This is a genomic window from Marinobacterium sp. NO-S09 (assembly GCF_059179545.1).
In genome coordinates, this window is record NZ_CP168954.1 from 755,763 (window position 1) to 770,050 (window position 14,288).

Below are 14,288 nucleotides of genomic sequence, written 5' to 3' on the forward strand. Positions count from 1 at the left end.
TTGTCATCTGGTTGGCAGCTGGAAAGTACAACGGGAAAAAAGTATCAGGAGAAGAGTGTAGCGCGATACTGTGCGTGTTGGATCACATTGGGAAGGTTGCACCGGCGTCGGATGCGCCGGTGCGTCGGTTTCACGCCTGAAACAGGAAGTTGGCGATCAGTTCCTTGCCACCTTCGGTAGCAAAGGACTCGGGGTGGAACTGGATACCCTGGATCGGGTGTTCGCTATGGCGTACGCCCATGATCTCGAAGTCACCACCCTGATGGATACGGGCGTGGTCGGTAAAACTCTCCACTGGCAGGTCGCCAACGACAGCCGTTACGTCCAGGCACTCCGGCAGGCTTTCCGCCTCGGCCATCAGCGAGTGATAGCGCATGATCTCCAACTGGTCCGGCGTATTGGCGAATACGCCCTCGGCGGTGTGGCTGATCGGGCTGATCTTGCCATGCATGGGCAACGTCGCCTTGACAACCTTGCCGCCGAATACGTGCACGATGCCCTGCATGCCCAGGCACACGCCCATCAGCGGGATCTGTGGCCCAAGCTCACGGATCACCTCGGCACAGACACCGAAGTATTCCGGGTCTTCAGGCGAACCCGGCCCCGGCGAAATGATGATGCGATCCGGCGCAGCGTCGCGCAGATCGGCCAGCGTCACCTCATCGTTGCGTTTCACCACAATCTCGAAGCTCTCCAGGCGGCCCTGATGCTGTTCGGTGCTCAGGATCTCGCCGATGTACTGATAGAGGTTGTAGGTGAAGGAGTCGTAGTTATCGATGATATAGACCTTCATGCCTGGCCCTCCGCCGCGAACTGATCCAGAACCTTTTTGGTGCCGGCGAACTTGCGCCGGATCTCTTCGTATTCGTCTTCCGGGTTGGAGTCGTACACGTTACCGCCACAGGTCTGCACATAAGCGTTCTCGCCGTTGGCAAACACGGTGCGGATGGGGATGGCAAAGGTGCAATCACCGTTGAAGGAGAAGTGGCCGACAGCACCGCCGTAAGGGCCGCGACCGTCGGATTCCAGATCGTCGATGATCTTCATTGCTTCGATCTTGGGTGCGCCCGTCAACGTGCCTGCAGGGAAGTTGCTGGCCAGTGCCGAGAACATGTCGTGATCTTCAGAGATGATGCCGACAATCTCGCTGGAGATATGCTGCACGTGGCTGAAGCGCTTGATGTCCATTAGGCTGCGTACTTTCACCGTGCCGAAACGGGCCACACGGCCGATATCGTTGCGGTGCAGGTCGACGATCATGTTGTGCTCGGCGATCTCCTTGGGATCGTTCAGCAGGCCTCGGGCGTATTGGGTGTCTTCCACCTCATTGGCACCGCGCTTGGTGGTACCGGCCAGCGGGAAGGTCTCCATCTCGCCCTGGCGGAGGCGGAACAGCAGCTCGGGGCTGGCGCCGATCAGTTTCTGCTCGCCGAATTTCACGTAGTACATCTGCGGGGACGGGTTCACCTCGCGCAGCTGCTCGTACAGGTTGATACTGTCGCCTTCCAGACGGAAACGCTTCTTGAAGCCCACTTCGCACTGGAAGATCTTGCCGTCGATGATGTCCTGCTTCACCTTCATCACGGCCGCGGCGTGCTCGTCCTGGGTCATGGTTTCGCCCATGGGCGTGACTGTCAGCGGGCCGTTTTCCACTTCCGGCTCGGCCAGAATCTGCTCGATCGTCTCCATACGGCTGTCATCGTAATGGAAATAGATCACTTCGCCGGTCATCTTGTCGAGAATCAGGCCATCCTTGAACACGCCGAAACGGAACACATCGAACATGTCGCTGTGCTGCAGATTCAGGCTGGGCTCAAAGTAGTTCATGCAGTCGTAGCCGATGTAACCGGTCAGGCCGCCCGCATACTTACGCGAAATGATGTCCTGGGGCACGATATCGCGCAGCAGGTAATAGGGGTTGTCGCTGGCGTAGCTCTGCACTTCACCGTCACGGCCCTGCACATGCAGCTCACCCTCGGTAGCCCAGAGGATCTGCTCCGGATCAAAACCGATGATGGAGTGGCGAGAGAGAAAGCTCTCTTCACCCAGCGACTCCAGCATAAAGCAGTTGTCGAAGCGTTTTTCGATCTTCTTGAACAGGCCAAAGAAGTCGATATCCGCCGCCAGTGTCACATAATGTGGCTTGCGCGGCAGCGTAATGCGGGCCGGTTTCTGGCTCATGTTAGCCTCTGTTGCTGTTTGATCTTGAGGGCGCGCGCCCCGCGGGTCACGGTGGCGATACCGACGCCGAGCTGTTTGGCGATCTCCCGTTGGGGCACACCGGCTTCCAGCATGCGTAGAATCTGCAGCCGATTGCAGACCTCGGTCAGTTCAGCCGGAGTCAACAGATCGCGCAATGCGTCAGCCAGGGAGTCCCGATCCTGCATGCTGTGCAGGTGATCGAGCAGCTCATTCAAATGGTTTGTATTCATGTACTAGTACGGTATCACAATGCGGGCTGGGGTCAATTGGAAAGTGTCTTGATATGTTCAGTTTCAGATGAAACTGGTTTCACGAAACTGAACATTTCTAGTGGGCTGGAGGCCCCGTGATACCGTACTTATCAAGCTTTTCTAATATTTTGGCTTTGCGAATGTTCAATTTCGAGGGTTTTGGGGCGTGTTTTGGGGCAAATTTAAGCCCTGATTAGTACTTCAGTGCTTTGGCCATAGCAGTGGTGAGAGCTTGGACTGGAATACGTAAGCTAGGAACTGTCCCGAGCATCTTGGGTACAATACGCCCGTGATGAGAGCTTCCACAAGTGGTCATATGTAACTTAAAGGAAGCCCATTTTTACTTCAGTTGCTGGCCCGAAGCGGACGTGTAGTTCACACGTTTCGGGGGAAGTCCACCTAACAGGTATCCAGATTTACCTGGGGAAGATCACACGCAAGCAGTGCCGGTTCTTAAAGCTGTAGAAAAGGTTGAAATTTGAGCAGCGATCCCCATAACAGTCAGAGCAGGCTATTCTGCGGCAAACGTATGGTGATTGAAATGCTCGACAAATTTCAAAAAGGATATGAAGACCTTAAGGGGACAGGGTCAGAGCTTCGGGATAATCGTGATTACGATAAGTTGGTGGAGATGGTTGGGGAAGCAGGTGCTCAGCGAGCTATCCAGCACAAACTTCACGATCGTAACCTGACAGTGGAGCAGTGGAAGGCTTACCGAAAGGTTCGTTCTGTTCTTCATCAAAACCCGCTGAAAGTCCGTGAGGAAGTCAAGCAAGTAAGTGACCTCGCTGATGGAGTTGTGGACGATTAATGCTCGAATGTGTCTTAGAAGCTTACTGTTTCTGAGCCACATGCTAACAAAGCCATTAAATTCTCTCCCTGCGGTAGCCGGACGCTCGTTCTTTCCACTATCTATGGCAGCGTTGGGCTTCTGTAAAATGTACCCACTTTGTTAACAGGAAAAAGCAGATTATATGCCTATCTATCACGCAATTAGCTCTTTAAAGAGTTCGGCTCCGCTAAGTCAAGTACAGGCAAAAGCGTTTGTCGATTCACTTTCGCCGAAAGTACAGCAACAAATCATTGCCGCTATATACATAGGTCGTGATCATATACATTCTGAGAAGTGGAATGAGGATGTAATGCTATCTATTGAGTCCATAGATCATATTCCTAAAGAAGATTATGCTCGCATTGTTTATGAAAAGAACGATGCCTTGATAAACTACCTAAATAGCATTGAAAGATGCGCTAGAAATGAAGGCTTTGATCTGAATTGCTTGTAATAGGTCTAATAAGTTTAGCAGGAGCGCACACATGCGCGCCCCTGCTAAGAGCGTTAGGCCAAGCGTTTCATTCAGACGATGAGCCTAGATGTGGGTGCTAAGGAGGTTGTTCATGCCGGTTAAGTTCGAGATGCTGGTTATCGCCAAACAAACAGCACAGAACAGCCGACATGAACAACCCTCACAAGAATGCCCGAACTACGCCTCATATTCGAGCCCTGATCGTTGATCGAGCCCTCCGTAAACAGCAGCCTGTGCGAGACATTGCCAGCACTTTTGGTATCAGCACGCACACCGTCTACAAGTGGCTTGCTCGTTATCGAGAGGCAGGTGAGGCGGGTCTTGAGTCAGCATCCAGCCGTCCCCACACCTCACCAAGGCAGATGCCGAAACAGTGGATTGAGCTGATTCAGAAGATGCGCCTGACACTCAAGTGGACCGCCAAGCAGATCGCACAGGCACTGAGTCTGGCGTACTCCACCGTGACAGCTGTACTGCGCCGACTGAAGCTCAATCGATCCTCACACCTGGAGCCGGTGCAGCCTGTACAACGCTACGAGCACCCCGCGCCGGGTGACATGCTGCATATGGATATCAAGAAGCTGCCTCGCTTCGATAGGCCCGGCCACCGTGTAACAAACAACCGTCGGCATAACACGCGAGGTGCGGGTTACGAATGCGTCCATATCTGCATTGATGATCACAGCCGCTGGGCGTTTGCCCGGGTGCTGCCCGATGAGCAGCAAGGCACTACAACGCGCTTTTTGGAAAACGCTCTGGCGGCCTACCGCGGTATAGGTGTGGAGGTGAAACGCCTGATGACCGATAACGGTCCAGCCTATCGTTCCCGTCGGTTCAATGCAGTTTTACAACGGGAAGGGATCAAGCATGTGTACACGCGCCCATACACGCCCAGAACGAACGGCAAGGCGGAGCGTTTTATACAGACAATGATCCGGGAATGGGCATATGCGGTGCCCTACGCAAATGACATATCAAGGACTTGGGCGCTGACAGATTGGATCAACCACTACAATAAACAGCGCCCTCATGGCAGTATCGGAAGTCTACCGCCGGTGTCTCGAATACCGAAGCTGCGTGAACAACGTGTTTAGTATTCACACCTAGAGAGGGCGTACGCAGTTCCCTATGAGAATGATCTATAACGCAGTGGAGGGTTAACTGACTGGATCAATCACTAAAATCAACAGCGTCCTCATGGCAATATTGGAAGTCTGCTCCCAGTGTCTCGAATACTGAAGCTGCGTGAGTAACGTGTTTAGCATTAACAGTTAGCCGTCACACCTGGGTCTCATAATCCTCTCCATTTTTGACCAGCTCAAGTAAATCTATCGCTGCCTGCGAATACTTATGAGTTTGCATGACTTGACCTGCCATGATCGCAACGTGATATTTATTGTCGCTCTGTTTGATATTGACACCTTTTTCTTGCTCAACTCTCATAATTAATTGGTTTGCATGGTGCCAGCTTGCATAGCCCAGCTCTTGGGACACTTGAGTTAAAGAGAAAGGATACATTGCATTGACCGCAGTAGGGTCATCGAGGGTCGTTATACCGTAAAGCTTTGCTAACTCACCTTCTTCGGAGACGGCATGCTCAAGAGTTTGATAGTTAACCTCTACAGTTCTCTTCGGAATATCATGTCTTACCAACGAGTAAGTCCGAGCAAGCAGTGCTCGCAGTATTTTTGGATTAATCGCCGTAATAGCATCTGATGACCCGAATGCCTGATAAACCCAAGTAAAATCATCAGCTACTATACTTTTCACACGAACACTGCGCTCATGATCAATTGTGATGAGTTTCTCTCTTGGGTATGACGTCATATTAGTAACATTCTTGTTCCATTCCACAAGATATATATTTGGAATCAAGTCGTTATCAGGAGAAAGAATTTCATCTATGTCGGACAATATAGACCTAATATTTGGATCTTCAGCACTGTAACCAAGAAAGACCAGAGGGTGTTCTGCAAAAAAGGTTAGCAGCTTCGCACTCAAATATTTCTTCTTAGCCTTGAAGTCCTCATAATCTGATGACGTAATGACTATGCTCTCAGGATCTGAAGAGCAGCCGTGAATTTTTAGTATCTCACCCACATCTGTGTAATTTGCTTTGAGTATAGATTGCCCAATTATGCTTGAGTAATCAGAAAACACCTGTTCAAGAAAACGATCATAATTAGTTGTTATCAAGGCGTGTGGTCTGACACTCTTAAGAGCTTCGATTTCTTCATGAATTTCACCTGAAAAAATCTGCTCAAAGTCAGGCTTTATAACCTCCTCGAAGTATTCAGAGACCTTATACTTAAAGTAAATATCAGGTGGCTGTAAATCCGAGAAAAGTTCTTCCGGAAACTGGTCATTCCCGTCACCCCATGCCCACTCTCGGTATGCTTCTGAAAATTCAGTTCCCACCTCGATTAAAGAGTTATTCTTTTGCTTGTAATATGCGTAGCTTTTATTAAGGAGAGGGCATTCATCAGCGAGAGCCTTGAGCAGATTATCCCAGTTTGGTCCGCCAAAATAACGCTGAGACATTCCTGAGCCGACGAATAGGATAGGTTGAACGCCCATACTATCAAGGCAGGTGGCGATATCGTCGCTCATCTCCTCTTTGTACTTTTCGAAATCACCTTCCATAAATATCTACCGCTCCTTTTCGCCAACATCATAATCGTAAGCATGCGCGTTTTGCAGCTTTGCCGTGCGCAGTATCCTGCAACGGCCAGTCCATATTCCTATGATAGTGAACGATTTTTCAGCCTGTTACCAGTCGCAAATGAGCACAAGTACGCGACAAAGCGAGCACGGAGAGCACGGAGAGCATGTAGCCATCAATACACTGTATAAAATCACAAAAAGTCAGATCGACTTTTCCGCAGGTGCTGGGTGCTCGAAACGATTGGCTGACTCCCGTGAAGGTCCGCTTTGTGCGCTTTTTGGACTTTCTCAAGCTCGTCACGAAAATATTCATTCCGTAAAACGAAGCTCAATCTTGGCGATAGAGTGGGAGTTTTGCTTAGCATTCCCATTCTCCGGGTCATGAGTGACCTGTTCACCATAGAGCTGGAAGTCCACCATATCCTTGTCAGGATCTACGCTCACCAGTGAGAAGTTACTATCGGTGTAGCGTGCGAGGCGTTTGAATTCATAACCGTCGTGTGTCACACCGGTATCAGGTACTGCCTTCCCTAATGCCCAACCCAAAGTACGTGATTGATTGTAGGTGATAGCGCTTGATGTCAGCTGGTAAATGACTTTCCCTGAGTCAGGGTCGGTTAGGCGAAACGCTGCGGCTACGTGTACATCACCACTGAGAATACAGACCCGATGACCTTTTTTGGCTGCTTTGAACAGGTACTTCAGTAGCGTACGGTTTTCGACTCGATGTGCTTTATGCTCCCAGCCATCACGTAGATCATCTGTAACGTTGGCAATATCGGCTAGAGTCCCTTCCCCCTGGTCCACCAAAACATGGCTCAAATGAACCATTGGCACCGCGCTGGCGACAAAAATGAACGGCGCTGCTTCAACGTCTAGTTCTTCTATCCAGTTCTTGAATCGTTCCAGCTGGTCCTTACCCAAAATCTTGAGTGAGGAGCGATCAAAATCCCGTTGGCCACGTCCGTCCAGTACATACAAGGCCCCTTTAGGGAACTTGATATGATAATCGTAGGCATCGGAAGGAAAAGAGGGTGATGCCTGCTGCATATTGGGGTTATGGCTGTGCTGGTATTCCCCGTACACATGCTTGGCGGCTTTCAGCATCCGCTGAATAAGTTCGAAACGGTCTTGGTAGCTCAGGTTGCTGCCATTTTGCTCTGGAAGGATCTCATCTATTTCGTCTCTTGGCATGCCTTCGGCAAACCGAAACGACCCCCAGCCATCTGCAATTTCATGATCATCCCAGATCATGTAGGTGGGGAAACTGGAAAAGACCTCTCTCAGGGCAGGAAACCCCCAGTAGCCGCGATAGATATCTCGGTACCAGGTAATCATTTCATCTATGTCAGGTAGAAGTTGATCACCCTCACGGCGCATCACCTTTTTCAAGAAATTCCAGATGCTGAGGGTTTCGACTCCATCGCTGTACACCTGGTCCCCGCCAGCCAACACAAACCGCAAATCTTTTTTGTTGTGACGTGAGAGCATTTCATGAAAATAATCCCACATGTGTTCGTTGACGACCTGAGTACGACCGAAGAGGGTCGTTTTGTACGGCATGTGGCAGGAAAAAAAACCGAAAGAGGTTGGTCCTGCAACTTCAGAGAAGGTTTTGAAATTCAGAGGCCTTTGGTGCCCCAACACGGGCTGATCTGTGTCGTCATTCCACAAAAGGTAGCGGTATTGTGTATCGGCTCTTAGATTTTCGATCTCGATGACAGCGGTAGTATCAGTTTCTGGTGTGCTCTCGAACGAGTAGGACTGAAGAGCATAATGATCTGCTGATATTGCACGTAACCCATCAAATTGGGCCAGTGTGGGGTGGGGGTCCGCCAACACTCTGTCAATTGCCTCTGTGGGTATCTCTGAAAGTGCAAATACAAGAACGGTGAACTGGCCGGGAATATGTGTACGAAACCAGAGGCGTGAACTGTTTGGGGTGGTGTGGCCCACAATTGCCGCGACCTCAAGATAAGGGTTGGGCCAAGGCCTCTCTGGTTTGTTTACGAACGAATTCTTCATAATCCATTACCTTTATTCTGTCCCTGGAACGTTAGCCACAGTCTGGGTGAGCAAGGCGTTTTTGGCAAATTTGGTCTGGAATACGCAGTCGAATGGGATCGCCAATATCTGGTCATGGAAATCAGTCAGCATAGCTCTGAGAGCGCACAAGGTTGGTTAAGTAGGACTTCGAGTGGCGGTATTAGATGTACTTTAAGTTGTACATGTATTGCGTGTTTTCTATACTTGTACTGTTAACTGTACAGGAGAAGCTCCATGAAAATTGTTTCATTCACGGAGGCTCGCAATGGCCTTAAAGCCGTGCTGGATGGTGTGGTCAACGATGCCGACACCACGGTGATTACACGCCGTGATTCGGAGGATGCGGTGGTAATGTCACTTGATTACTACAACAGCCTTATGGAGACAGTGCACCTTTTGCGTTCCCCAGCGAATGCCGAGCACCTCAATAAATCCATTGCTCAATTCAAAGCAGGAAAAGTAACTGAGCGAAAGTTGGTTGATGAAGATGAGTAGTCGGTTGCTTTGTTGGACTGACGAAGCATGGAATGACTACATCTACTGGCAAAGTCAGGATAAGAAGACTTTAAAACGGATCAATAAGCTAATAGCTGATGTAAAGAGATCTCCGTTTGAAGGCATTGGCAAACCAGAGGCTCTTAAGGAAAACCTGGCCGGCTTCTGGTCGCGTCGCATTGATGAGACCAATCGACTTGTATATGCCGTGGAGGATGTCTCCATCACGATCATCTCGTGCAGATACCACTATTGAGCGGGCTGGGGGTGCGTTCAGAATTCTCTGTCAGTGAAACACGCCTGCTAATCAGAGATGGAGCAAGCCATTCTGAAATCAGTTTGATCAGGCGCGGCTTGGGTGAGACTGCATGGTTGTCGCATTCACGACTCACCCCGACTCCTACAAAACTCAGCAATGGCAGCAGCCGTTTCGTTGCTGATCTCAGGGCAAACCATCGGGAAAACTTCAGTCCCATGAATGGTGCCTTTCACTTCACGGCAACTGGCCTCCACACCCGCTCTGGTCAGCAGTCGGTAGAACTCCTTGCCCTCATCCCGCAGCGGGTCGAATTCATTCACGTTGATAACGGTTGGCGGGAAGTCGGTCACGTCTTCTTCGCTGGCGAATGACGGCCAGGCGAGCGGGTTTTTCGCCTCGAACGCTTCAATGCCGTACCCGATGCGCCCCTGGTTGTTGTGCAGATCAAGCATTACGCCATTCAACTCGGATGACGAAGGGGACTCTGGCTGAGGCCACTTGCCGGCGATATAGGGGCAGAGCGCAAACAGCCCTTTTACCTTGCGATGTAGCCCGGTTTCCTTGAGTTTCAGAATGCTGGCGATGGCCAGGTTGCCACCACCGCTGTCGCCGGCAACGACGGTCTGGCCGGGGTCTATATTCAGCGATTCATGCTCGCGCCATAGCCATTCGAGGCCGCTGACACAGTCGTTCAAACCTGCTGGGAAGGGCGCGATCTCGGGTACGGATGAGGGCACAACGGCATTGCGGAAGTCCACCATGGCAACGGCAACGCCTTGTTGGGCGATGATTCTGCCCCAGGCCCGGTAGTTACCGTCATAGCAGGACAGGTACTGCATACCGCCGCCATGAATGTAGTACACGCAGGGGAGCTTGGCGTTGTTGGCGGGGCGGATAAAACGCAGGTTGCACGGGTTGCCGTCAGGGCTGGAAATGAATGAGTAGTCTTCAATCACCAGTCCCGTGTCGGGAGCTATCAGGGGCGTATCATTCGCTTCCAGAAACTGGTTGAACAGCGCTTGGGTGGCTTTTGCCTTGTCGCTGTTCGCAGCAGCTACCAGTTCTTCGCGGCTGGCGAAATCACGGAGGGAAGGCGGGGGTAGTGCGCCGAAGACCGCCTTGATACGTGGATCGATGCCATCAATGTCCAGAATGGGATTGTTCATGCAGTGTGCCCCGTGATTGGATTGCGTGTATCGAAAACCGGTTACAAGAGACACTTATACATCCGGGATCACCTGATCGCCATCTTTGAGGCTGTGTGTTGGGGCGGCTCGCTGTCTGGTAATAGCGGTGGCACAGCTATTTCACTCTGAGATATATGAAGTTTAGTTTGCGACAATAATTGTAACTCTTCGGTTCTCCATGCGTCCGTCCAGAGTACTATTCGATGCAATCGGTTTTTTGTCGCCAACGCCACGTACAAAAATATTCTGCTTAGACATCCCGCTTCCAATCATGACATCGGCAACAGCAGTTGCACGACGTTCAGATAGTTGAACATTATATTCTGGATCTCCAGTATTATCTGTGTGTCCTTCTAATGTAAGGCCACTAATGCCTACGTCTATAAAGTCATCGGCTATATTTTGGAGTTTTTTCTTGCTTTCTGAAGTAACATTGTCTGAATCAAACTCAAACAGTACCTTCGCTGAGAGGCCAACTTCCCAGCCGGCGTCTGAGATGCTGAAGCCATGCTTTTTCAACACTGCTACTTGCTCTGAATTAAGCCTTCCAGATGGGAATAGCTGACAGGCTGAAAGCATTAGAGCAAAAAACAAAATAAATAACTTTTTCACATCAACCTCACGTTAACTGACCTTACCTACAAAATAGTCAGTGTTACTTTTCTTGGCTTTGTACATCGCACTATCAGCAGCATTGACTATGTCTTTCGAGTTGGAGCCATGTTCAGGAAAAATAACTCCTCCAACTGTTAGTGAAAAATCAATGCGTTGACCATCATCAACTGCGATAGGGTGTTGCATGCTCCCCACTATTTTTCTGGATATTGCTTCGAGGTCATTTTCATTTTTTAGGGGCCTGATTAACATGGCAAATTCGTCCCCACCCAAGCGTGCTAGTAAATCACCCTCTCGAATCAATGATTTTAGTCGCTTGGCTGTTGCCATTAATACTTCATCACCGGCTGCATGCCCATAGGTATCATTAACATTTTTAAATCGATAACCATCGATATAAATAAGTGCAAACTTACTATTATTTTCCAGTGATGCTTCTACTTGCCTTGTTAGTTCCGCCTCGAATACAGATCTGTTTGAAAGGCCAGTCAACGAATCATGGTTAGCCCTATAACTGAGAGAGTCATTTTCTTTCTGTAAGTGACCTTCCCAAGTTTCAATTTCATCAAGAAGGATGTTCAAATCCTCAGCCAGTTCTCGAATTTCATAAATTGAGCACTGAGGGGCTCTAAGTTCAAACGCTCTTTCTCTCGCTATCCTACGGGCAATACTTGCAAGCTCTCGAACAGATTTACAAATGAATTCGTTTATGCGGCCGCCCTCAATATTTGCACCAATTGTACTAAAAATAAGGCTCAAAGCGACGGCCAAGAAACCGCATAGCATGAAGATAAAAAATATTGTCCCGTTTGTGTAAACTTGAATGCTACCAACAGACGTTCCATTGTGAATAATTGATACGGTGCTGGGTTGATCCAGCATAAAGCTTAGAATCTTTCTTTCGAACTTTACCCATTGAGATTGCTCTTCTGTATTCCATTCATATAGAGTGTTCCCTGACTCATCAAGCACTAATACTCCAGACAGTTTCTCTGTTTCTGTAATTACATTGATGCCTTCACGAATAGCTTCTTTATCTTTGAATACAACGGCGGCTTCTAGGGTATATGAAAGCACACGGCTGACCAGCTTTTCGTTGTGGTCAGCCAAATTAATCAGAGCGAATAGGCCTAATACTGTCAGAATACTTCCAGAAGTAACGATACCTACAAAATTACTGCGAACTTGGGCTTTATGCATAAGCTTTCGCAGTGTAACAACTTTTCCGCTATCCTTATATTTAGTCCAGCTCATTAGGCTACCTCAACTATCTTCCAAGCTTGAGCACTTGTGGGTGAATTCTGATTCCACTCCGTGCTACAGCATCCAAATTTACTTGGAAGGAAACTTTTTCAGTTTCTATTTTAAGACAAACCAGAATGGCTCCATCGCAATAAATGTTTTTCTCAGAGATGGTCAATACAGGAGTGCCAACAAATTCCTTTTCAATTTCTTCTCTATGATCAGAGGAAAGGTTGCCAATATAAATTACATTGCACGTGTTTACGCCTAGATCTTTTATATTATTATAATGATGCCAGCTATACGGTAAGTCAGTATTTATTGGCTCGAGAATTTTTTTTGAAAATCGGGTGGGACCAATAATGCAAGCTTTGGTAGCTATTTTCATGCCAGGCCACCGGGAGTAACTTATGATTCCATCAACTACGAACTTTACCTGATTGCCAATTTCATCTTCCATTGAGTTGTTGGGGTTGTCACTGGCGCTTGCAACATTTAAAAAGATGCATAAAAAATAAATTGGTAAAGACAGGATGGCTTTGTGCATAAAGGAAAATAGCTCCCGTACATTGAATAGCTGTAGATAGCAGAAAGGCTATTAATGTGAAGAACTCCCTCCCAATCGTAGTTGTCCTTAATGTAGGCTACTTCACCTCATCAAAAGAAGTCAAGATGACTCCTTGGGCTTGTGCCTCTCTATGGTGCACATTGCTCCATCAGATCTGATGATTCCGATTCGCTATCCGTACAACAGGTTCGCTTTTTGCATATTCATCAGCCCTACGCCGTGAGAACTTAAGGTTGTGTGGTTTTTTTAACCAACAAGTCTGCGATCAAAAGGAGTAGACAATAAAGATCAGCTGCTGAACGTTCTAAATACTCGCTTTTGTCGGATTACCTGATTCCCTGCATTTTGCACTTACGGGCAAACAATGAGGTTTATAGATGAATAAGACACAGTTGCTCTGCGCTGCACTGACGCTATCCGTGACAGCGAGTGTTTCCCAGGCTGAAACCGTAAAGCTTTCCATGTCTTCCTGGCTCCCGCCAACGCATCCGCTCGTGACCGACGTATTCAAGCCCTGGATTGAGGATGTTAAACAGGCAACTGATGGCCGTATCGAAATTGTGATGCTGCCCTCTCCGCTGGGGCATCCCAAAGCCCATTTCGATCTTGCTCGCGATGGCCAGGCGGATATTACCTACAGCACTCATGGTTTTAATCCCGGTCGGTTCAAGCTGACCGAGATGTTTGAGCTGCCGTTTTCGGGGGATAGTGCCGAGACAACATCGGTGGCAACCTGGGAGGTCTATAACAAGTATTTTGCCAAGGCGGGTGAGCATAGGGGCGTACAGCTCCTGTCGCTGTTCACCAATGGGCCGGGACAAATCCATACCAGCAATAAGCCGATCAAGGCCATGACCGATTTTGGCGGGATGAAACTGCGTGTTGCCGGCGGTGCTGCTCAGGATATTGTTGAAGTATTAGGTGGTGTGCCTTTGCATAAGCCGGTATCCAGTACCTTCGAGCTGATGTCGAACGGCGTGGCCGATGGTACTCTGTTCCCGGTGGAATCGGTCAGCAGCTTTAAACTGCAGGATGTGGCGACCCATACCACGCTGATCCCCGGTGGCTTGTTTAACACGACACTGTTTCTGGCGATGAACAAGGACCGGTTCGATAGTCTTCCGGTGGACGATCAGAAGACGCTGATGGATATGTCGGGCACCGCTTTTGCGAAACGTGCGGGCCAGATGTTTGATGCGCAAGATGCCAGAGTACTCAGTGAACTCAAAGCCAACGGCAATGATATCAATGTTGCGGATCCAGACTTTGTGGCCAGTATTCGTACCTCTACAATGCAGATCACAACGGCCTGGGTAGAAGAGGCCAAGAACAAAGGGGTTGATGCAGAAGCGGCCTTGGCGGAATACCAGAAACGGGTCCACTAACGTTCGGGTGCACCGGTTATCCCGCCACAGCTCGGTCTTTGGCGGGATTTTATTTATTCAATAGCAA

15 protein-coding genes are annotated in these 14,288 nt (G+C 49.2%); 6 read left to right on the forward strand and 9 right to left on the reverse strand.

All coding sequences use genetic code 11. From position 1 onward, the window contains the following. Positions 1–130 precede the first annotated feature (130 nt). The 3 genes from O3C79_RS03660 to O3C79_RS03670 are packed head-to-tail and all read right to left on the reverse strand — an operon-like array spanning position 131 to position 2,432. On the reverse strand, positions 131–793 hold the full coding sequence (locus O3C79_RS03660; protein ID WP_494384840.1) for an anthranilate synthase component II: 663 nt from the start codon (positions 791–793) through the stop codon (positions 131–133). Then, on the reverse strand, positions 790–2,181 hold the full coding sequence (locus O3C79_RS03665) for an anthranilate synthase component I family protein (protein ID WP_494384841.1): 1,392 nt from the start codon (positions 2,179–2,181) through the stop codon (positions 790–792). Before O3C79_RS03665 ends, O3C79_RS03660 begins: the two co-directional genes overlap by 4 nt. Beyond that, positions 2,178–2,432 (reverse strand): Trp family transcriptional regulator, encoded by a 255-nt coding sequence (locus O3C79_RS03670; RefSeq protein WP_494384842.1) that lies wholly within the window; start codon positions 2,430–2,432, stop codon positions 2,178–2,180. The genes O3C79_RS03665 and O3C79_RS03670 overlap by 4 nt, the downstream gene beginning before the upstream one ends. Before the next feature lie 499 nt (positions 2,433–2,931). On the opposite strand from O3C79_RS03670, the gene O3C79_RS03675 reads away from it, so the two are divergent. From O3C79_RS03675 to O3C79_RS03685, 3 genes are all read left to right on the forward strand, one after another. Further along, positions 2,932–3,264, forward strand: a complete 333-nt coding sequence (locus O3C79_RS03675) for a hypothetical protein (RefSeq protein WP_494384843.1) — start codon at positions 2,932–2,934, stop codon at positions 3,262–3,264. Positions 3,265–3,427: 163 nt separating this feature from the next. Continuing rightward, positions 3,428–3,739 (forward strand): hypothetical protein, encoded by a 312-nt coding sequence (locus tag O3C79_RS03680; protein ID WP_494384844.1) that lies wholly within the window; start codon positions 3,428–3,430, stop codon positions 3,737–3,739. A gap of 170 nt (positions 3,740–3,909) precedes the next feature. Further along, on the forward strand, positions 3,910–4,854 hold the full coding sequence (locus O3C79_RS03685; RefSeq protein ID WP_494384845.1) for an IS481 family transposase: 945 nt from the start codon (positions 3,910–3,912) through the stop codon (positions 4,852–4,854). Between the two features lie 184 nt (positions 4,855–5,038). On the opposite strand, the gene O3C79_RS03690 is transcribed toward O3C79_RS03685, so the two are convergent. Both O3C79_RS03690 and O3C79_RS03695 read right to left on the reverse strand, forming a co-directional pair. Further along, entirely contained in the window at positions 5,039–6,403 is a 1,365-nt protein-coding gene (locus tag O3C79_RS03690) for an SIR2 family protein (RefSeq protein ID WP_494384846.1), read from the reverse strand. Positions 6,404–6,733: 330 nt separating this feature from the next. After that, on the reverse strand, positions 6,734–8,449 hold the full coding sequence (locus tag O3C79_RS03695; RefSeq protein WP_494384847.1) for an alkaline phosphatase D family protein: 1,716 nt from the start codon (positions 8,447–8,449) through the stop codon (positions 6,734–6,736). Positions 8,450–8,704: 255 nt separating this feature from the next. Between O3C79_RS03695 and O3C79_RS03700 the strand changes: the two genes are divergently transcribed. Next, positions 8,705–8,965: a type II toxin-antitoxin system Phd/YefM family antitoxin gene (locus O3C79_RS03700; protein ID WP_494384848.1), complete on the forward strand. Its 261-nt coding sequence runs from the start codon at positions 8,705–8,707 to the stop codon at positions 8,963–8,965. Further along, positions 8,958–9,221, forward strand: a complete 264-nt coding sequence (locus O3C79_RS03705) for a Txe/YoeB family addiction module toxin (protein WP_494384849.1) — start codon at positions 8,958–8,960, stop codon at positions 9,219–9,221. Before O3C79_RS03700 ends, O3C79_RS03705 begins: the two co-directional genes overlap by 8 nt. Positions 9,222–9,346: 125 nt before the next feature. Here the strand turns inward: O3C79_RS03705 and O3C79_RS03710 are convergent, their stop codons facing one another. From O3C79_RS03710 to yfiR, 4 genes are all read right to left on the reverse strand, one after another. Continuing rightward, entirely contained in the window at positions 9,347–10,390 is a 1,044-nt protein-coding gene (locus O3C79_RS03710; RefSeq protein WP_494384850.1) for an alpha/beta hydrolase, read from the reverse strand. 162 nt (positions 10,391–10,552) lie between these two features. Continuing rightward, complete coding sequence (gene yfiB / locus O3C79_RS03715; RefSeq protein WP_494384851.1) at positions 10,553–11,023, reverse strand: outer membrane lipoprotein YfiB; 471 nt, start codon at positions 11,021–11,023, stop codon at positions 10,553–10,555. A 12-nt stretch (positions 11,024–11,035) separates the two neighbouring features. Then, complete coding sequence (gene dgcN, locus O3C79_RS03720) at positions 11,036–12,280, reverse strand: diguanylate cyclase DgcN/YfiN (protein WP_494384852.1); 1,245 nt, start codon at positions 12,278–12,280, stop codon at positions 11,036–11,038. Between the two features lie 13 nt (positions 12,281–12,293). Then, positions 12,294–12,815, reverse strand: a complete 522-nt coding sequence (gene yfiR, locus O3C79_RS03725; protein ID WP_494384853.1) for a regulatory sequestration protein YfiR — start codon at positions 12,813–12,815, stop codon at positions 12,294–12,296. Positions 12,816–13,213: 398 nt separating this feature from the next. On the opposite strand from yfiR, the gene O3C79_RS03730 reads away from it, so the two are divergent. Beyond that, positions 13,214–14,221 carry a TRAP transporter substrate-binding protein gene (locus tag O3C79_RS03730; RefSeq protein WP_494384854.1) on the forward strand — a complete coding sequence of 336 codons (1,008 nt, stop codon included), beginning with the start codon at positions 13,214–13,216 and terminating at the stop codon, positions 14,219–14,221. The last annotated feature ends 67 nt before the right edge of the window (positions 14,222–14,288 follow it).